Below are 20361 nucleotides of genomic sequence, written 5' to 3' on the forward strand. Positions count from 1 at the left end.
TTTATTATGAAACGTGTGCTACTTCTTTTGGTACTGTTTTTGGCCGGGTTCTGCCACCATACCGCAGCCCAGACCCACCACCTGTACGTCGCGGCCGAGTCCGAGGACAAGGTATACCAGCTCGCCTTCGATGCCCGCAGCGGGGAGGGGGACATCCGTGATAGTATTGCTGTGGGACAATTTCCCACGGAGAACGAAGGTCCCCACGGCATCAATGTGGGGATTGAGGGCGACTACTGGTTCCTCTCCCTGGCACACGGCAATCCGTACGGCTGGCTATACAAGTTTACAACGGGCGGCAACAAGTTTGTCAGCCGCACCGAGCTGGGCATGTTTCCGGCCAGCATGGAAATGTCCAAAGTCACCGGACTGCTGTACGTGGTAAACTTCAACCTCCACGGCGATATGGAACCCGGTACCGTTTCGGTGGTCGATCCCCGGGCCATGACCGTGGTCTCGGAAATCACCACCGGTATTATGCCCCACGGTTCGCGCATGAGCGAAGACGGCCGGTACCAGTACCATGTTTCCATGATGACGGACGAGCTGATAGAGATAAATGCGTCCGCCCTGAAGATCAGCCGGCGTCTTTCTGTTGCACCCGAAGAATCAGCTTCCGCTTCATCTGCCGCAAATCCTCCCGGAAAGACCGAAGCCATAGCCCAGCCGACCTGGGTCGATCCGCATCCGACCCAGGGCCTCGTATATGTGGCCAACAACAAATCGAATGAAATTGTCGAAGTGGATACCCAAAGGTGGGAGGTGAGCCGTCGATATAACACCGGGAAGGCGCCGTATAATCTCGAAATAAGCCATGACGGACAATGGCTGGTCGCCAGTTATAAAGGAGAGGGAGCCACCGGCATCTGGAACCTGCAATCGGGAAAAGAAGTGGCCAGGATTACGAACAGCCGCAGGATACCCCACGGCGTCGCCATCGCTCCCGACAGCCGGTATGCGTTCATATCGGTGGAAGGCATCGGGGGGGAGGCCGGCTCGGTGGATGTCATTGACCTTCAGGCTCTTCAGCGGGTGGAAGTGATAGAAGTCGGCAAGCAGGCCGGGGGCATTGTCTATTGGAAGACAACTTACTGATGGTTAAAAATATTAAGTTCTAAGTATATAGTTCTCGTAAGAAGATATACAGTACCCCGGCTATTCCCCTCAATTTATAATTTGAGGATTTTTCATTTTTAATTGAAAATCGTCTGTCCCCCTGTTTAAGACTGCATTTCACGCATTTAACTTACCCCGGACCTGTTCTTTTTTTAATCCTTCCCCGAAACCGCAAAAAAAGCGGGGTTTCAAAATTGTTAGCCTACGCTAATTTTTTATTTTGAAAAAGATTAAAATTTCTTATCCTTTGTTTTATAAAAAAATATAACCGATCAATCATCCGATGATTACATTAGCTGAGCTTACAGATCTGTTTTTTAGTTTGGGTCCCGTTACCCAGAGTCTCTTCGGCGGTTTGTTTACCTACACGCTAACTGCACTTGGCGCGTCGCTTGTCTTTTTTACCAGGGAAATAAACTACAAACTGCTGGATGCCATGATGGGATTCGCCGCCGGCGTGATGATTGCCGCCAGTTTCTGGTCGCTGCTGGTGCCGGCGATCGATATGGCTGCGGCTCAGGGTATCATCGAGTGGCTGCCTGCTGTTATCGGATTCCTTTCCGGCGGTATTTTCCTGCGGGTTTGTGATGCCTACCTTCCCCACCTTCATATCGGCTTGCCGGTCGAAGAAGCGGAGGGATTGCCGACCAGCTGGAGACGGGCCACGCTCCTTGTGCTTGCGATTACGCTCCATAATATTCCGGAGGGACTTGCCATCGGGGTGCTTTTCGGAGCGGCGGCGTCCGGGATTGAGGCTGCGGGTGGTGCTACCGTAATGGGCGCCGTGACGCTGGCCATCGGCATAGGTATCCAGAATTTCCCGGAGGGTACGGCCGTCTCCATGCCGCTGCGCCGGGAAGGGCTGTCGGTCGGCAAAAGCTTTTGGTACGGACAACTTTCAGGAATTGTAGAACCCATATCCGCGGTCATTGGCGCCGCGGCCGTGTTAATGATACAGCCGATACTGCCCTATGCCCTCGCCTTTGCGGCCGGCGCCATGATTTATGTGGTCATAGAAGAACTGATACCGGAATCTCAGATCCGCGGTAATACCGATATCGCTACGCTCGGGACCATGCTGGGGTTCACCATTATGATGATCCTGGACGTAGCCCTGGGCTGAGTCCCTCCACACCCTGCCGTTCCCGGTCCCTCATTTGCGGTCTTAACCGGGAGCCCGGTAGTGGGAATCCGGGCTGAGCAATTTCGACCGCAACCCGTCCCCTCCTTCCCGAATGTCCGTGTGTGAAAGTGAAAAACCCTTATCTTTATGTATGACTGCAGGCGTATTCAACCAAAGGAGGAGCCCGCCAATCACAATCCGAAACAAAACAAAATCGGATGCTCAGCCGTTGGCTTTCGTAAACCATTTTTTTTCCTGTCCTTATTTTAGTTTATTATAACGATAGGTTAATTTTACTTTAGGGCTCTCATAACATATGGCACCAACCAGGATATCGTTCAAAAGCAGGGACAAAAAGGATTTCTCCCGAAACGTAAAGCGGGAAGTAAGTCGCTACTTTGAAGAAAACAACCTGTCCCGTCACGCCAACGGACAAATGATCCTGAAAACCGTTATTCTATTGACGCTGTACTTCGGGGCCTACGGCCTGATTATCAGCAATAGCGTCGGACTCTGGGGCATGGCTTTTCTCTGTTTCGTCATGGGTATCGGCATGGCCGGGATCGGTTTTTCCGTTTCCCACGATGCCCTCCACGGTGCTTACTCCCCGAATAAATATGTCAATCAAATTCTGGGGTACACCTTCGACCTGATGGGAGCCAACGGGTATATATGGAAAATCACCCATAATATTATCCACCATACCTATACGAATATTTATGAACATGACGAGGACCTGGAAGTAGCGGAATTTATCCGGCTCTCTCCCAATGCCGAACACAAGCCTATCCACCGCATTCAGCACCTGTTAGCGTTTATAGCGTACGGTTTTGCCACGCTTTTCTGGGTCTTTATCAAGGATTACAAATACTTCTTTCAATCCAGTTTAGGTCCCTATGAGAATAAGTCTCACCCTGTTTCAGAGTGGATTACGCTCGTCATTACCAAGCTTGTCTACTACGGCTATATGCTCGTCCTCCCCTATATGCTCCTTCCCATCACCTGGTGGCAGCTCGCCATCGGTTTTTTAATCCTCCATTTTACGGCCGGTATCATTCTGGGGATCATCTTTCAGCTTGCCCATGTCGTTGAGGGCACCGAACATCCCACGGAAAATGAAGAGGGCAATATCGAAAATACCTGGATGATCCATCAGCTGGAAACAACTTCCGATTTTGCCCATGACAACAAGCTGCTTTGCTGGTATATAGGGGGACTCAATTACCAGATCGAGCATCACCTGTTTCCCAAGATCTGCAGCATCCACTACCCGGAAATAAGCTCGATTGTGCGATCGGTGGCCGAGAAGCACGATATTCCCTACAATTACCAGGAGTCACTGGCCACAGCCGTGAAATCCCATTACCATACACTCAAAAAATTCGGCCGGCAGCCCAATCCCGAAGGTGCGTAAAGCCTCGCCATGTATGTCGTCATATCACCGGAAGTCGTTGCGTTGAGCCCGGAACTATCACCATTCTGATAAATGGCTGTGCAATCTGCCGTGTCTCATCAAACGGCTGGCCCCGGCGTCCGATGATTGTCTTGGCCGGTATGTCGCACGATCAGGAAAGTGGAATAATGCCAAGCTTCTCAATAACGACGGGTAGATTTGAACAGTCCGCCGGCACGAAATCAGCAGAAAAATAGTTATGGGTAGCATAGATGTCTTTCTTCTGTTACATTTAAATGCAAAGTGGGATTTTTATTTCTATTATCATTTAGGTTAAGGAGTCTTTGGAAAACCAGAAGTTTTGTTCGATATCAATATCAAAGCCTGAACGATTTCAAAACCGCAGTGTATTGATGACTATACATGAGAATATGGAAATCGCGAAAATGCAGAGATTGGGCAAAATAACGGTTTTGCAAAGGTTTCGTTAAGGTCAACTTAAAATAAGAGGGCTTATGGAAGTTAATCTCTTCATTGCAGCACTCGCAGGCTTTATCGGCGCTATTATCCTAACCCTTTTCATCTACTTGCTCAAGCTCGGAGGACAAAACCTGGATATTCCCTATCTCATCGGCACCCGTTTTGTCGATATCACTGAGCGGTCCAAAGTGTATGTGACAGGCATTACCCTGCACCTGCTGATCGGGGCCGGATGGGGCGTCCTCTATGTTATTCTGCTCCGGGCTATGGTTGTGACCCCTGACTGGCCGGTTGGCATGCTTTGGGGGTTCGCTCACGGTATCTTTGTGGGAACGATGATGGGTATTCTGGCCGATACCCACCCGGCCATCGGCAGCGGAAAGGCCATCCCGGATCCGGGCATCATGGGCCGGTCGTGGGGACCAATGATTCCCTATTACGTATTGAGCCTGCATATTATTTATGGCGCCTGCACCCTCGGAATCTATAACTATCTCGTTTTCGGATAACTTTTTTGCACAAACCCTCTCTTAAATCAAAAATATTAAGTTCAAACCAGATCTCCGATGAGTAATAAGTTAAAAACACTGTCTGTCCACCAGCTCGAAAGTCTTATCTCTGATGCTGTGGGGGAATACATCGATGAAGACTGCAGCTGTCAGATCAGCAACCTTGACACCCCCAATATCGATTCGGAAGCGGACATAGCCATCGAGGATGAACGGAAGCTGCGCTTTGACATAGAACTTTCCTACCGGGAAGAGTAACGCGCTACGTATCTTCGGAAAAAGACAGCGACTCCGCATCATTGCCATTGTCTCCGGGCGAGCGTTTCTTTCCCCCGGAGGCGGACAACGGCTCATGGAGCATCCATGCCCAAAACCTGCCCGCGTCCCCTTCATCCAGATCACGGACGGTAAAAGAGCGCCCCTGGTTTCCACTGGCCACATGGAGGGTAAAGTCCCTCAGCTGCAAGCGCGACTGAAAGGGGTTTTGCTTTAGCGTGGTGGCCTGCATCCGGTATTTTTTTACAATGGCCGTTCTTTTACTCAACAGGCGGGCGCGCAGCACGATGGTATGATCTTCGGTGCGGATGGCAGCATCCCGGTACTGCTGGTACCCGAGCAACAGGGCCGGAACCAACAGTACCAATCCATACAGGCCGTATGAGGGAAAGATGGCCCAGAAAATAAGTATAAACGGGAGCGACCACCAGAGCATCCGCAGCAGGTACCGACGCAGCGCCCGCAGCGGTGGTGCATGATCGTCCTCCCCTTCAATGGCAACATTATATTCGGGCAATACCTCCTCCAGGAAATCATACATCTTCTCCCGTTTAATCAGGGGGAAAAGCGTGGTAGAATTCCCTTCGCTTTCGCCGTAGCCCGCACTTTCGATCACCAGGGAAGCATAGCCGAAAGGCTGACGCATCAGCTCTTCTTTGATCTGAACGGCCTGAATTCGGTTGAAGGGGACCGTAAGCTGGGTCCGTTCAAACAACCCTTGTGAAATGACCAGCTCTTTTTCCCGAACCTCCACCTTGAAATCATAATAAGCGATAAGCGCCGACAAAAAGGAAAAGACCCAGGAGATAACCAAAACGGCTGTAATCGAAAGCACAATAAGGGAGGCCGAAGTGGATTGCGGGATATTATTCTCGATAAACCGGACCATCCGTTCATCCGACACCACCTGATCGATCTGTGAAAACCCCGCTCCCACCAGCGACAGGGCCACCCCCATGCGTCCCGATGTCGTAGCGGCAATCAGCAGGTCGCGCGGGGCGATGGCATAGCTCTTCCGGGGCTCGGTTTCCTCTATCCTTTCCCCCGCTTCTCCTTCTCTGCCGCGCGGCTCCGCCCCCTCCGCCTGGTTGATAACGCGCCGAAGCTGTGCCTTCAGGGTTTCTGCCTCCTGGCGGGTCAGGGCACTTATTTTTGCTTCCTTGGAGCTGCTGCCCGCCGTCTTGATCTCCACAGCCACCAGTCCGAACAGCCGCTGTATTACTCCTGCGCTTATATCGATAACCTGTATGCGGTCGGAGGTCAGATACAGTTTCTTTCGGACAAACACGCCCTGTTCGATCCGCAGTTCCCCCTCCGCTACCTGAAAACTAAAACGATACCATGAAACGACTCCCCATACAAGCAGGATGACGGCCATACCCAATATCCAGTAGGCCAGAAGGATATCCTCATCCCCCCCGCCAATGAAAAGAAGGATCAGAATCGTAATAAAATTTCCGCGTATGACATCCAGCGCCTTGGTTAGAGCCGCAACCGGATGCTGGCGTTGGGGCTCAGACATCTTCTTTAGCTAACCGGGCAAATTTAGAGATTTGATCGCGCATCTGTTCCGCGGTCTCTTCGTTGAGAGCCGGGATACGGTGCGTCGTAGCCGCCGTGGAAATAGTGACATCCGCCAGTCCATAAGAACGAAGAATGGGTCCCTGGCGCGTGTCAACATGCTGTACCCGCTTGATGGGTACCAGGGTGCGGGTAATAATAAAAATTCCGCTCTGCAGGTCAACTTCATGCTTATCCACCTGGTACGACCACCGCTGCCAGCGAACTTCAGGGACAAACAATATCACCAGTGCCGCAACAACAACCAGCAGTACCGTTATGGCTATAATCAGCCATAACGACAGCTGTCCGTCGCCGAAATAGCTGTACATCCACAATGTCAGGGGGACCAAAAACAGGAAAAGCATAAAAATAAGCGTCGAAATACGCCATGCTTTAATAGCAGATTTGGAGAGCTTATGTTTGGGAGAGGTGCGCATGAATAATTTATGAAGGCGGTATTCACCCTTTTTAAATTATAGAAATCTTTGCAAAGGCTTCTTATATATATATATATGCTGAGGGGTTGAATCCGCTCAGGCTTTGATATTGAAATTGGTCAAAATTCCTGTTTTTTCAAAAGCCCGTTGTAAATAAAAAAAAGCCACTTTTCAGTGGCTTTCCAAAAGAAAACAACAGCAGCTTAACTGTTGTTTTTAATGTCCTGTATTTCAAGGCGAACTTCCTGCGAGAGTTTGCGAAGCTCTTGCAATCCCTTACGAGCCCGGGTGCCTGCTGCTTTATTTCCTTTCTCGTAGAATTTTGTCATATCCTCTTCGACTCCTGTTACAATGCCTTTGAGTTCATCAAATCGGCTCATAGTATTTTTATATTGAGTTTATGTTAACTGAGAGTAATTTCTCCCGGGATGATATCATCCAATTTAAGCCCTGTAAGGTACCATTTTATCTGTTAAATGGGGATTATTTTTTTACGGCGTGGATGAACGTCTGTTTCTTTTTACCTCTTCAGCGTCCGGCAGCCGAAAAAGCAATATGAATCCCAGCACAAAAAGGACTACAATAATACTCATCCCTATACGCTGACTGTCCGCTATATACGTAAGCCATCCGACCAGCAGTGGGCCCATAAATGCCGTTACCTTGCCGGAAAGGGCCATAAGACCGAACATCTGATTTTGCAAATCCGGCGGGGAAACATGCCCCATATACGTCCGGCTGGCCGCCTGGACGGGGCCCACGAAGATGCCCAGCAACAGGCCGAAGACCCAAAAGAACAGCACCTCGTATACCAGCAGAACGGCTGTCGTACAGGCAATCAGTCCCACCAGCGAGAGAAGCATCGTTGTGCGGCTGCCCAGCTTGTCATCCAGCCAGGCAAAGGTCGCCGCCCCCAATCCGGCCGTCAGGTTGAGTCCGATGCCAAACATCAGTACCTCGCGCTCCCCGAGATTAAACGTGCCGGCCGCATAGATCCCCCCAAAAGCAAAGACGGTAGCCAGGGCATCGATAAACACCATGCGGGCCACTAAAAAACGAACAATGTGCCGGTACTTTCGGACTTCCTTCACCGTGTTCTTCAGCTGTCCCCAGCCTGATTTGACCGCTTCGGAGAGGTTGATCCCGGTAGAGGGACGATCACTCGTAACCATAAACATCGGAATGGAAAAGAGGGCATACCAGACCGCGACCAGCACAAACGTTGCCCGGACATGCTCGGCGGCGGCTTTATCCAATCCGAAAGGCGGCTGTTCCACATCCACAAACAGGAACAGTGCAACGACAAGACAGGCCAGTCCCCCGGCATATCCCAGTCCCCACGCCCAGCCCGACCATCGCCCCATGCGCTCCTCCGAGGCAAGATCGGGCAGCATGGCATTGTAAAAGATGATGGCAAATTCCGATCCTATGGTTCCGAAGAATACCAGCGCCAGCGCCAACCACACAAATTGCTGGGAGGGGGCCACAAACCACAATGCCGCAGTGGCTCCGATCGCCAGCAGGGTAAACCAGCCGATCCACGGCTTTCTTCGGCCCATCTGGTCGGCAACAGCACCTACAAAAGGAGCACAAATTGCGATCACCAGTCCCGCCGCCCCGATGGTGTTGCCCCATTGGGTGCTTCCCAGCGTATCATTTTCAGCTACCGACTGCATAAAATAGGTCGCAAAGACAAACGTCTGAATAACGGCAAAAAAAGCGCTGTTGGCCCAGTCGTAGAGCGCCCATGAAAAAAGGGAAACGGTTGATTCTTGCTTTTTTGTTTTCATTATGGAGGATCCGTTGCATATTGCCATAATCCGGAAGCCTGCAGAATACAGCAAAGACTGTTGCGTGTATTCAAATGTGTCCGGCTTCCGGCGGACTCCTATTATGAATGGAATACTTGGGAAATGCAATATGTTATTATAAACTTAACGGTAGGATAACAGACAAAGAATCAGAAGCATTATGAATAAACGAAACAAGAATCTCATCTATATATACGATACCGATCATCAAAAGATCATTATGATAGATGGTGAGACCGGAGAGCGAGTGCGGGAAGATGATGACAAGGTGACCGGCTTGCTCAAGTACCTGCACGAGCAGGGACGCTCTCGTTTGCTGCGAAAATTTGCCGTCTGGTGTACCCGGCAAATCAACGAAGATCTGAAACCCATACAGAAAAAGATACTTGACCTTGCCGAGAAAGCGATCCACGAAGATGTCGAGTCCGAAGAACTTAACGAGCTCTACGAGGAGACGGAGGGGACAGCGGTAGCCGCCGACACGGTGGGACTCCGCCAGGGATCCAGAAGTGCACCGGCCTACCTCGCGGCACGGGAGTGTATCAATCCCGATGCCCTCGAGGGAGCTATTCAGGCTGCCCGTTTCCACCGCCTGTGGAAAGAAATGCAGGATCAACCCGAGGAATTCTCTGACAAGGCGCTCAAAGAGATACGGGCTGCCTCTGATCAAGATACGCTCAAGAATGTCACCGAACAGCAAACGGATCGGCTGCTGGATCTCATGAACGAATAATTTTTTTGTCTTTTCGGGTAGCATTTTCGTGATATATTTTTACTTTATACAGGCTATTTTCACTTTCTTCTCAGGTTAAATACAGATTTTCAACACAGATTTTATGGAATCACTTCAAATAGGATTTATCGGCTCCGGTTTTATTGCACACTTTATGGCAAAAGCTATGAAACAGGTGCGCCACCTTGAACTTACGGCCGTTTACGACCGCGGTGGAGCCGAAGAGCTGGCCCGCTTTGCCCGGGACAACCGCCTCGGTGAATGTTCGGTCTACGACACCGTTGAAGAAGTATGCCGGCACTGCGACGCCGTGGCCATCCTCGCTCCCAACTACGTGCGCGTGGAAATCATGGAGAAAATTGCGGACGCCGTACAAAAAGGGGCCGCATTGAAGGGAGTGATCTGCGAAAAACCATTGGGCCGGACGATTGAGGAAGCCCGGCGGCTGGTCGAGCTGGCGGATGATGCGGATCTGCTTACCGCCTATTTCGAAAACCAGCTTCACATGAATGCCGTCAATAATGCGCTGGAACAACTGCGTCCCCAGCAAAAAGAGATGGGCAACTTCAGCCTCGCCCGCAGCACCGAAGAGCATGCGGGTCCCCACAACAGCTGGTTCTGGGATCCCAGGAAGCAAGGCGGAGGCGTATTGTCGGATATGGGATGTCACAGCATCGCTGTCTCGCGTCATATTTTAACGCCGGAAGGCAAAGCGCCCGACTTCCTGAAGCCGGTCTCCGTGCAGGCCGAAACCTGCCTGCTGAAATGGGGACAGCCGAAGTACCGCGACCAGCTAAAAGAACGCTTCGGTGTGGATTACGGGGAGACGCCCGCCGAAGATTTCTGTACCGGACTGATTACCTTCGAAAACCCGGACACCGGTCAGCGGGTCAAAGCACAATTCACCGATTCCTGGATGTACGACAAGCAGGGCCTGCGGCTGAGCATGGATGCCCTGGGTCCCGGTTACGCCATGGAGGTCAATACCCTTATTTCACCGCTGGAAATCTTTATCAGTGACGAGGCGGCGGCAGCGGTGGCGGATGCCGAAACGGCCCTTGAAAAATCGACCTCTACGCGTGGACTCCTGCCCGTACAGCCCAACGAGGCGGACCTCTACGGCTATGTCGGGGAGATGGAGGATATGAAAAATGCTTTTTTGGACGGCAAAGACGCCAGGCTGGACTGGAACTACGGGCTGGAAATCACCCGGATCTGTCAGGCCGCCTATATGGCCGCCGAACGGCAGCAGACGCTTGATCTCACCGATCCCGGTACCAGGGACGAGCTGAAAGACTACCGGTCGCTGATCGCCCGGGGCGAAGGAGCACAGGTATTATTCAGGTGATGCTATGTTGGTACTGTTCGCCTTATCACAGTAGGGCGACGGCTGAAAACGACACGGCTGCGGAAAATAACTTCAACTGGCAGTGCGCCTGCACCTTTATCGTGGGTGAGCGGTACAAAAGGGTCATCCCCCGGACCTTACATAAACGCTCGGGGAAGAATCTTTGCCGCCGCAATATGATATAATGTTAAGCCCGAAAATCATTACCGATGAAATCATCCCTGCCAATATTTATATCCTCATCTTTAACAATCGTTGCCGCCGGCCTCATTCTCTTAACCACCGTCCAGCCGGTACCGGCCCAGGATCATAAGAATGACAGTGCGAGCTGGCAGCTTTTAGACCTGAATGAGCCTCCCGCAAACCGGCACGAAAATGCGGCGGCCATCGCAGGGGACAAACTATATCTCATTGGGGGACGGGGCGAACGTCCGGTGGAAGTGTATGATCCTGCCACGCAAAGCTGGTCGGAAAAAGCCACGCCCCCGCTGTCGATGCATCACTTTCAAGCGGTAACCTATAACGGGAAAATTTATGTTCTGGGTGCGTTCAACGGCAACTATCCCTACGAAGATCCCATTGCCCATGTTTATATCTATGACCCGGGGGACGACCAGTGGACCAAAGGGGCGGAGATACCGGAAGACCGGCGCCGGGGTGCGGCGGGCGCGGTGGTGTATGAAGATAAAATCTATATCGTCGGCGGCATTCAAAATGGTCACGCCAGCGGGCACGTGCGCTGGCTGGATGCCTTTGATCCCCGGACGGGTGAGTGGAGCCGGTTAGCGGACGCGCCCCGGAATCGCGACCATTTTCAAGCGGCCGTCATTGATGGCAAGCTGTATGCGGTGGGGGGACGAAGGAGCTCGCAGGCGACGGGACAAACGTTTGAGCTGACCATTCCGGAAGTGGATGTGTATGACTTTTCTACCGGTACGTGGACGCCCCTACCGCCCTCCGGCGACCTGCCCACGGAAAGGGCCGGCACTACCTCCCTTTCCACCGGTAAGTACCTGATCGTCCTCGGAGGTGAAAGCGCAGCCCAGACCGCCGCCCATGCGGAGGTTGAAGCATTCAATACCGAAACCGGCAACTGGCACTCCCTGCCCTCCTTGAATCAAGGGCGACACGGTACCCAGGCCGTTATACTCGACGATCAAATCCATATTGCAGCAGGATCAAAAGTGCGGGGGGCCGAGGAAATTCACTCGCACGAAGTATTCAGCATCCCGGATTCTCTTGCTAACTAAATGATGAAATGTATCCGGCTATAGCTCATAAAATGAAACTCAATCCCCTTCCCCCTCGTCATGTCTTTGAATGCACGGGGGGAAGAGATTGCTGGTCTGCCTGAAAGGGAAACCCACAAAGTGCCTTTTCCTATTAATTGATCAGTCCCTCCGGGAAGCAGCATTCAACATTTTTAGGCCCGTTAGCGTTAGTTTGTGTATGTAATGCATATACCTGTATCTGTATACGCTTTATGTAAACCCAACAGTTTTACAACAGGTAATCGAGCACGGCCTCCCAGTCGGGATACCGGTCTGACCCGAAGTGGATATGCTCTCCCCGGAACCGCTCAACGCCATTGGCCAGGCGGTCGTCAATGAGGTAATCGCCCTCGTTCAGATTTTTATGATGGCTTAAAATAAGCCGCTTGTATCCCGCTTCCGGCAAATGGTTTTTGACCCACAGCAGCTTGTCCCGCCACGCAGAGGGATTGTTCCACGGGCTGGTGGATAAGATATAGGTATCGTAGCGGCTGCTCAGTTTCCGGAAGCCCTCAACAGCTCCATCCACCGGCGGAAGATCGCTGAAGAAATCCGGTACCTCGTCAAAGTCGCCTTCGTACTCCTGCCTGAGTTCCGCTGAAAGCTGGTCGATGCCCCATGGAAAATCCACCAGGACGTTATCCATATCAACATATACAATTTCCATAGGCTGATCTTTTTAAGTTAACGTTAGTTCAATATAAGGACTCGTCAAAAACGTAATTGCCATCGCGAAGAGACTTTTTTGAATCTTTCCCCGGATGGCCGCTGAACCTCTCGCATTGCCCGTTATTTATTTTTAAGTCAAACCGAGGTTAAATAAAATGTGAGGTTCCTCTGCTATGGCACCAGGATAACCTTGCCTATATTTTTTCGCTCCTCTATGTAGCGATGCGCATCGGCCACATCTTCAAAAGAAAAAATAGCATCCACATGGGGATTAATCCACCCTTCCTCAACCCCATCCAGTAACCTGTTCATCCAGGTGCGTGCCTTCTCCTTCTCATGCCATAGATGGCCCAAATTAACCCCGAATACGCCCCTGTTTTTATTCAGCAACGGCAGCGGATGGAAAAAAGGCATCTGCGCAACCGTCTTGAGCATACTCCACATCCCGCTGATGCCTCCCTTGCTGCCGGTGCTTGCCGATGATATGCCAAACATACCCAGCCGGCCGGTGGACCGAAGCGCTTTATAGCTGCGCCTCCATTCCCTGCCGCCCAGCGGATCCGTAATTAAATCGACGCCCCGGCTCTCCGTCAGGTCCATCAATTCCTCGTACCAATCCCTGCTGCGATAATCGATCACATGATCCAGTCCCCGGTTTTTCAGAAAAGTGTGTTTTCTTTTGCTGGCGGTACCATACGTTTCAGCCCCGATATGCCGGGCAATATCCAGGGCAGCGATCCCCACCCCTCCGCCTGCATTATGGATAAGAACCGACTCGCAGGACTGCAGCGAACCCATAACGACTAACAATACATAAGCCGTAAGATAATTGACGGGCAGTACAGCGGACTCCTCAAACGAAAGAAACTTCGGTTTCGGAAAAACCTGGGAAGGGGCGACAGCCACCTGTTCGGCATGTCCTCCAAATTTGGTCATGGCAAAAACCTCCTCTCCCAATAGCCCCTCATCCACGTCCTCTCCCACCGAGCTTACCGTTCCCGCAACCTCATATCCCACCACACAGGGTTTCGGGGGAGCGTCCGGATACTGCCCCTTCCTGGCTAATATATCTGCAAAATTGAGGCCCGAAGCCTTCACATCGATAACGAGCTCACCGGGTTTTGCCATAAGATCCGCTTTTTCCTGAACCTCGAGCACTTCATAACCGCCACTTTTCGTATGTACGATTTGTCTCATATAAACTACCGCTGTACACGTTGTCTGTTATCTGTTATTCCCTTCCCCTCCCAGCTCCCGGGGACGCACCACGTACATCCCGCCGACCTGTTCGAAGTGGGCATCTTTGGGTTCCAGTACGATAAACAGCACGTCCCCTCGTCCCCCGTACTGCTCCGGTATTTTGTACAGCTTCATACGGGGATTGCGGATATCGCTGTAGCGCTTGATCCTGAGCGTGTCCCCGCCCGGCATATACACCTGCAGGTACCACCATCCGGCCGAATACGTGTAGCTGTCCCACCCCTCGTTGATCTCTTCGCTGTAGACCGACTCGTAGTCGATCTCCCTGATCAGGGAACTGTCCCGCTTTTCCGGGGGCACATAATAGTCCGGGGACTGGTCTTCCAGATCGATCATGCGGACCTGCTGGTCTTCTTTGGGTGGGAAAAGTTTTCGAAAATTCGATGGCCTTTCTTTTAAAGTGTCAGCAATTATATACCACTCTTTATCAACCTTCAAATAATAATCAGATATATCAATGTATACATAAGAAGCTCCATTATATAATTCCTTGAACTTCTCAAACCATCGATCAAAATCTCTCTTCTCTTCCGCCGTCAAGGGATCTTTAAACTTATATCTGGTGGTATCGCCGTTGATAATCCAGTTATTGTAATGATCCGTATACCATAAGGTGCCATCTTTTAAGAGCGTGTATATTGGTCCTTCATCAATAAGCTCCCCGGTAGTTGATACTTTAAGTCGCTTATATTCGGTATCCTCTTCTTTAAATGGGGTTGTTTTGGTATTTACAATCAGCTGATGCTTATCCCTATCCACTAAAGTTTGCCTGATTAGGTATTCGGGATCGAGGATGGAGACAACTTCGTAATTCTCTGATCCTGGATGATCATGTAATTCTTTATATTCGCTATGGTCGTTGGATGGCCCGTTCATGTTACAATTCGTCAATATTATAAGTTGCAATGACAGCGCTAAAAAAAGTACAAGGTATTTTCGCATCACTATGCCTCATCCGGTTCTTTGTATAACTGATCTTCAGCGGACTCATCCCCTTCCACATAAGCCTTGATCACGTTTTTTATGTAGAATGTTTCTGCTATAGAGGTATCAATTAATAGTTTTTTTGATTCTGAATCCTCTACATATCTTTTGTCTTTCTCCCTTTTTTCTTCATCAAGTGGTTCACCTCCATCAGGATCTTCATCATACTCCACCCGATAGAACATATCCTCCCCGGCCTTCTTGATACGCTCCCAGATGCTGGAGGATCCGAACTTATCGTCAAAACTGCCGGAGGCGCCCAGCAGGTCCGGGTCATGGATAAGTCCCACCGGGCTCCTGTGGGCAAACAGGTCCCCGTGCTGCAGCCGCCCGTAGTGGTAAAGCATCCTGCGGTGGGCCCGGGCTACTTTTCCGTAGCCATGATCGTCCCACCCGGGGTACCGGCGGCTGAGGGGTCCTTCTTCAAAGGCGCGCCCGCTGTCTTGGCGGTACTGTCGCTTCAGCCGCTTATAGCGGGCCAGCGCGTTCCCCCAGTCGCGGGCCACGCTCCGGTAGTCCTCCCAAAACTCTTTCTTTTTACCGTCCGGCTGGTCGGGATCTTCCGTTACGTGGATGCGCTGGATCACCGCGTAAGCGGGCACCACCAGGCAGCCCCCCTCCTCCAGATCTATCAGTTCCTTCTCCTGCAGCGACAGGTAGGGGGCGGGGACATCCGAGTGGTCCGGAAAGTATTCGGCGCTGTAGAGCGTGGCATCGACGCGGGGATTGCAGGCGCAGCGCATCTTCGGCATATCCCCGTCCCGGCAGACCAGGTCGCCCCGGTCGTTGGAAAACGTAAACTGAAGGGCGCGTTTTTTAAAGGCTTCCCAGTCGGTAATGGCCTGCAGGTGCTCGATCATCCCGCGCCGGTGTTTAAGCTTGTTACGGGCAAGGCTGAACAGCTCGGCGATCCCATTCATAAACTTATAGACCTGCCGGTCTTCCCCGTACCAAACGGAAAAGGGGTCGGCCTCCCAGAAGTTGGCATCAACCCCATAATAATCCCTTTTGGCCCAGATAAATTGCTCATATTCCTCCCCGCAGAGCCCTTTGGGTTGGTGCACGCCCAAATAAATCATGTTGAGGGCCGCCTGCTCCCAGCCCAGCTCCCCGGCGTAGCGCAGCAGTCCCAATGCCACCCCGGCCCCGACCGCGGCGCCCTGGCTGTGGGCCACCAGCGTGACCGGCCGGTACGGGGGCGAGTAGCTCTGCACGTAGGGAGCCTGCTCTTTCTTGCTGGTCACCTCCTCTTCGGGGCGGATATCCCAATGAGTACGAGCCCACCGGTAGCCCAGGGCCACCCCGTGGTCGATGCGGTGGGCCGCGTTGGACGCCAGCCCGTGGGAGCCGTTGATATAGTGGTCGTGGCGCCAGGCGTTAAAATACCTGGCGTATTCTTCGGAGCCTTTATTATCGTTTTTAATACTGTTCCAATAGCCCCAGAACATGCCCAGCACATAGTCATTGGTTTTCCCTGTGGCATCGCCCTGCCCCAAATGCCGCTCGCGCAGGTCCATCTCCTCAATGGCCTCCCGCTCCCCGGAGGTGAAGATGTCGCTGCCGGCCGAGCGGTCCCTTTCACTGGCGTTATCTCCGCGCATGGTAAAAAAACCGGGCTCATCGGGGGTGATATCCAGCAGGGCATGGTAGTTCCCCGCAAAGGAATCGCTGTGATAGCCGTTGACAAACAGGATTTCCCCCTGCAGCTTGGGAAGACCCTTTTCGGGCTCCAGCTCGCTCATGCCGGTGCCCACAAAACTCCGGTAGGCCTCCCCGCGGGCCGGCTCGGGGGGAGGCGACTGCGGCGGGGTGGGATTGACCATAAAGGTGTTCGGGTCGTCGGTGCTTTCCGGGGAATCGGTTCGCTCACTCATAATGTAACTATATATGACGTAACAGGTTACGGGTTCAACGGGTAAAGGGCATCTCTCAGATGAATAGCGTTATAAGGTATCACATACATTCAGGGACTTTGTTTGCCGTCCGGCCAAAGTCGTCGAGGGGCACCATCCTGATATCCGACTAAGCAGTGTATCTCAATTGCGGATGTTAAAAAAACGCATCCCGGCTTCCGGGGAAGTACTAAAAACCCTCTGATGACAATCAAGACGCCTTAGCGTCACGTAATCCCTTGCTATGAAGTACTCGTAATTTAACGCTCTGCATAAAATATGCAAGTTTTTTTGGCCGAGCACTTGTGATTCCCCAAAAAGATGCCAAAAACTACTGACTGTTCGAGCTGGCAGAATGATCTGAGGAAGAATAAACCCACCACGGTCCCGCCCTGAAAAACCGCACTAAGTGACGGACACTCGGCTATACTAATCCTAAAATACTTTCAGGAGGAGACAAGCCCGTTGGACTATATCTATGCTACGGCCCTCAATTCACCCCGGCCTTGAAAAGTCAGCGCCCCGGGTGGCGTACGCAAAGCGGAGGAAATAGAAAAATATTTGTCTGAACCCGACGGTGTCGGGTGAGTTTATATTTTTCTTCGGAGATGCAGCGTACGCCGGGCGCTGAGTTTTCTCAGCCGGCGACTCATATGTTTACCCCCTATTGATGAAGGCTAAATAATTTAGGTTGTTTATATACCAACACCCCATGAATGTTCATGGGGTGTTGAGTCTGAGGGTTAACAAGGAGAGCGGGCTCGGCGACAAGCCCTTGCTGGCGCAAGAGGCTGTAAAAAAGGTTCTGCTCCCTCTCCTCAGGCGTGTAGGCTCAACCAGTACAAAGAGCCGACTTCCAGTCGAGCTCGTATTCAGCGTGAGTAAAGCCAACGCCGGTCCTCATTTAGTAAGCTAAGGCTAATCTAAGAAATTAATAGCATAGAATGAATTTTTCAGATTCCCAAGATGTTTCCCCTCAATCGGTCGGTATTGATATAGCAGAAAAAACCTTAGAAGTACGATTAGGAGCTGTCACCAGCGGTCACCAGTACCACTTTACCCGCCCGGAGCGCTTTCCCAACACCAAGGAAGGATTCCGGCAGATGATACGGTGGGTCCAATCAAAAAAGAAGGCCAATGAGTGTTGGTTTATCATGGAAGCGACCGGGGTGTATTATGAAGAACTTGCGTATTTCCTGCATCAAAAGAATCGGCAGGTATGCGTGCTGGTTCCCAAGCGGGTGCACCATTGGGCCAAAAGCCTACCGATCAAATCCAAGACCGATGCTATTGATGCTCGTCTGCTGGCCCGCTACGGGCTGGAACGACGCCCCGAGCGGTGGCAACCAGGCTCGGAGCGATTGCGACAAATAAAAGCGCTTCTGCGCGAACGCGGGCAGCTCCAGCAACAACGCACTCAGCTGATCAACCGCCGGCATGCAGCGCGCCAGGCATGGAATCATCCCGAAAGCAGTCTCCATCGACTGACTGACCATATCCAGCAGATTGATGGCTATATTGAACAGATTACCCACGAACTGGACCAACTCTGGCAGTCTGAGGAGCAGCTGGCCGAACCGATCCGTCGCATTGGCCAAATTACCGGCTTAGGCTGCCGGAGTGTGTTGCAGGTAGTAGCTGAAACCAACGGATTTGCCTTGATCAGTAATCGCAATCAGCTGGCCTCTTACGCTGGACTCGATGTGGTGCTCGACCAGTCGGGGCGACGCCGGGGAACAACCAAAATATCGAAACAGGGAAATGCCCGTATTCGGCAGGCTCTCTATATGCCGGCTGTGTGTGCCAGTCAGCATAACCGGGCTCTGCGCGCATTTTATAAGCGCCTGGTCGCCAGACACCCGGACCACAAAAAGATCGCTCTGGTCGGTGTAATGCGGAAACTCCTGCTGTTAATTTACAGCTTGTGGAAAAGTGGTCAGCGGTACGATCCGGAGTTCCATTACCGTCAAATTACCAACAAAGCCTAACATATTTAAGCTTCACCGGTCCATTTAACTTGACTTTAGACACAGTACCTTTTTTTGTGTTCCGTTTTTTTCGTCGCTGAAAAAAATGGAACACCCCCCGTAAGATTTACAATCTCTATAAATCCCATAGATTATTACTAAGGGATACACTCGGAAATCCACTCCTCAGTTTTGTATCTTTGGCTGGCCTTCACAAATACTCAGCGTTTGATTGCGATATAGAGATTCAGATATAGATATAGATATAAATATAAATGCACATATATATTATAGATAACCTATAACTTCATGGCTGCATCATCTCCGTATGAACAAAATTCTACGGGACAAAATATCCTGCTTATCAGCGGTATCGTACTTATCTCCCTCAACCTGAGGCCGGCCCTCGCAAGTGTGGGTCCCCTTATCGGCGCCATCCGTGAGACGACGGGACTTTCGAATACCATGCTGGGACTCCTTACCACCCTGCCGCTTCTGGCCTTTGGGGTTCTTTCCACCCTGACCCCACTCTTTACCCGCCGCCTGGGCATCGAAGGCACCATTGCGGGAGCGCTGGGGCTGCTGACCGGGGGACTGTTTTTGCGGGTGATTCCAACCCATGCGGCCCTGTTCGGGGGGACGCTGCTGATCGGGATTGCGATTGCCCTCGGAAACGTGCTGCTGCCCAGCATCGTCAAGCGTGATTTTCCCAACCACTCCGGCATCATGACCAGCGTCTATGCCGGCATGCTCGGACTCGGCGCCGCCGTGGCAGCCGGGGTCAGCGTCCCCCTCGCCTTCGATTTCAACTGGGGATGGCACTGGTCCCTCGGAGCCTGGGGCGTGCCCTCGGCCATTGCACTGATTGTATGGCTGCCCCAGCTCAAAAAGCTGACCCTCTCCCGGCATGAGAAAAGTTTTCTGGCGGCTTTAAAAGACCTCGGCCACTCGAAAAGAGCCTGGCAGGTCGCTTTTTTTATGGGACTCCAGTCCCTGGCATTCTACGTTATTTTAGCCTGGCTGCCCGAGATCCTGCAAGACCGCGGGCTTACCGCCAACGCCGCAGGATGGATGCTTTCCCTCTCGCAGGGGATGGGCGTCCTCGGATCCCTGGTACTGCCCTACTGGGCCGAAAAGCGAACGGACCAGCGTCCCCTCGTGTGGATGCTGCTGGTACTGGAGATTGTCAGCCTGGCGGGATTGCTGTATCCCGAGGCTTTTTTAGTCGGACTCTGGGTTTCTCTTATCGGATTTTCGCTGGGCGGCAGTTTCGGATTGGCGCTCCTGTTTATCGTCCTCCGCACTTCCGACTCGGAAACGGCCACGGAACTCTCCGGGATGGCCCAGTCGGTGGGCTACCTTCTCGCGGCGATCGGTCCGACGCTCTTCGGGGCCCTGCATGATCTTAGCGGGGCGTGGTTCATCCCGCTCCTGTTTCTGTTCGTAGTTGCCATTCTCAAGCTAATATCGGGGCTGGGAGCCGGCAAACCCGAAACGATAGACTAAAAAAATGAAGGAACGGTATCTAC

18 protein-coding genes are annotated in these 20361 nt (G+C 52.0%); 10 read left to right on the forward strand and 8 right to left on the reverse strand.

What is annotated here, in order from left to right:
- Positions 1-6: 6 nt before the first annotated feature.
- The 5 genes from BUB16_RS12055 (at position 7) to BUB16_RS12075 (ending at position 4879) form a co-directional block, all read left to right on the forward strand.
- On the forward strand, positions 7-1095 hold the full coding sequence (locus tag BUB16_RS12055; RefSeq protein ID WP_073064424.1) for a YncE family protein: 1089 nt from the start codon (positions 7-9) through the stop codon (positions 1093-1095).
- Between the two features lie 304 nt (positions 1096-1399).
- Positions 1400-2239: a ZIP family metal transporter gene (locus BUB16_RS12060; RefSeq protein ID WP_073064425.1), complete on the forward strand. Its 840-nt coding sequence runs from the start codon at positions 1400-1402 to the stop codon at positions 2237-2239.
- A 316-nt stretch (positions 2240-2555) separates the two neighbouring features.
- Positions 2556-3653 (forward strand): fatty acid desaturase family protein, encoded by a 1098-nt coding sequence (locus BUB16_RS12065; RefSeq protein WP_073064427.1) that lies wholly within the window; start codon positions 2556-2558, stop codon positions 3651-3653.
- A 494-nt stretch (positions 3654-4147) separates the two neighbouring features.
- Positions 4148-4621: a hypothetical protein gene (locus BUB16_RS12070; protein ID WP_073064429.1), complete on the forward strand. Its 474-nt coding sequence runs from the start codon at positions 4148-4150 to the stop codon at positions 4619-4621.
- Between the two features lie 57 nt (positions 4622-4678).
- Entirely contained in the window at positions 4679-4879 is a 201-nt protein-coding gene (locus tag BUB16_RS12075) for a hypothetical protein (RefSeq protein ID WP_073064432.1), read from the forward strand.
- Positions 4880-4883: 4 nt separating this feature from the next.
- Here the strand turns inward: BUB16_RS12075 and BUB16_RS12080 are convergent, their stop codons facing one another.
- The 4 genes from BUB16_RS12080 to BUB16_RS12095 form a co-directional block, all read right to left on the reverse strand.
- Entirely contained in the window at positions 4884-6419 is a 1536-nt protein-coding gene (locus tag BUB16_RS12080) for a PH domain-containing protein (protein ID WP_073064453.1), read from the reverse strand.
- Positions 6412-6897, reverse strand: coding sequence for a PH domain-containing protein (locus BUB16_RS12085; RefSeq protein ID WP_073064461.1), 486 nt, complete (start codon positions 6895-6897; stop codon positions 6412-6414). Before BUB16_RS12085 ends, BUB16_RS12080 begins: the two co-directional genes overlap by 8 nt.
- A 203-nt stretch (positions 6898-7100) precedes the next feature.
- A complete protein-coding gene (locus tag BUB16_RS12090; protein ID WP_073064465.1) occupies positions 7101-7277 on the reverse strand; it encodes a histone H1 in 177 nt (58 codons plus the stop codon).
- Positions 7278-7388: 111 nt separating this feature from the next.
- Complete coding sequence (locus BUB16_RS12095; protein ID WP_073064468.1) at positions 7389-8687, reverse strand: MFS transporter; 1299 nt, start codon at positions 8685-8687, stop codon at positions 7389-7391.
- 181 nt (positions 8688-8868) lie between these two features.
- Here BUB16_RS12095 and BUB16_RS12100 point away from each other — a divergent pair, with 181 nt between their 5' ends.
- The 3 genes from BUB16_RS12100 to BUB16_RS12110 all read left to right on the forward strand — a co-directional run bounded on the left by BUB16_RS12100 (position 8869) and on the right by BUB16_RS12110 (position 12039).
- Positions 8869-9441 (forward strand): hypothetical protein, encoded by a 573-nt coding sequence (locus BUB16_RS12100; protein WP_073064471.1) that lies wholly within the window; start codon positions 8869-8871, stop codon positions 9439-9441.
- Between the two features lie 103 nt (positions 9442-9544).
- The gene (locus tag BUB16_RS12105) at positions 9545-10789 is read left to right on the forward strand and encodes a Gfo/Idh/MocA family protein (protein ID WP_073064475.1); all 1245 of its coding nucleotides are present in this window, start codon (positions 9545-9547) and stop codon (positions 10787-10789) included.
- Between the two features lie 209 nt (positions 10790-10998).
- Positions 10999-12039, forward strand: a complete 1041-nt coding sequence (locus BUB16_RS12110; protein ID WP_073064478.1) for a Kelch repeat-containing protein — start codon at positions 10999-11001, stop codon at positions 12037-12039.
- 250 nt (positions 12040-12289) lie between these two features.
- Here BUB16_RS12110 and BUB16_RS12115 read toward each other — a convergent pair whose 3' ends face one another.
- The 4 genes from BUB16_RS12115 to BUB16_RS12130 all read right to left on the reverse strand — a co-directional run bounded on the left by BUB16_RS12115 (position 12290) and on the right by BUB16_RS12130 (position 16847).
- Complete coding sequence (locus tag BUB16_RS12115; protein ID WP_073064482.1) at positions 12290-12727, reverse strand: 5' nucleotidase, NT5C type; 438 nt, start codon at positions 12725-12727, stop codon at positions 12290-12292.
- A gap of 173 nt (positions 12728-12900) precedes the next feature.
- Positions 12901-13926, reverse strand: coding sequence for a synaptic vesicle VAT-1 family membrane protein (locus BUB16_RS12120; protein ID WP_073064485.1), 1026 nt, complete (start codon positions 13924-13926; stop codon positions 12901-12903).
- Positions 13927-13953: 27 nt separating this feature from the next.
- Positions 13954-14865 carry a hypothetical protein gene (locus BUB16_RS12125; RefSeq protein WP_073064488.1) on the reverse strand — a complete coding sequence of 304 codons (912 nt, stop codon included), beginning with the start codon at positions 14863-14865 and terminating at the stop codon, positions 13954-13956.
- 68 nt (positions 14866-14933) lie between these two features.
- Complete coding sequence (locus BUB16_RS12130; RefSeq protein ID WP_073064490.1) at positions 14934-16847, reverse strand: hypothetical protein; 1914 nt, start codon at positions 16845-16847, stop codon at positions 14934-14936.
- A gap of 962 nt (positions 16848-17809) precedes the next feature.
- Between BUB16_RS12130 and BUB16_RS12140 the strand changes: the two genes are divergently transcribed.
- Positions 17810-18853, forward strand: coding sequence for an IS110 family RNA-guided transposase (locus tag BUB16_RS12140; RefSeq protein WP_073064494.1), 1044 nt, complete (start codon positions 17810-17812; stop codon positions 18851-18853).
- Between the two features lie 288 nt (positions 18854-19141).
- Positions 19142-20338 carry a CynX/NimT family MFS transporter gene (locus BUB16_RS12145; protein ID WP_073064496.1) on the forward strand — a complete coding sequence of 399 codons (1197 nt, stop codon included), beginning with the start codon at positions 19142-19144 and terminating at the stop codon, positions 20336-20338.
- Positions 20339-20361: the final 23 nt, after the last annotated feature.

Origin of the sequence: Fodinibius roseus, assembly GCF_900129315.1 — a bacterium.
GTDB lineage: Bacteria > Bacteroidota > Rhodothermia > Balneolales > Balneolaceae > Fodinibius > Fodinibius roseus.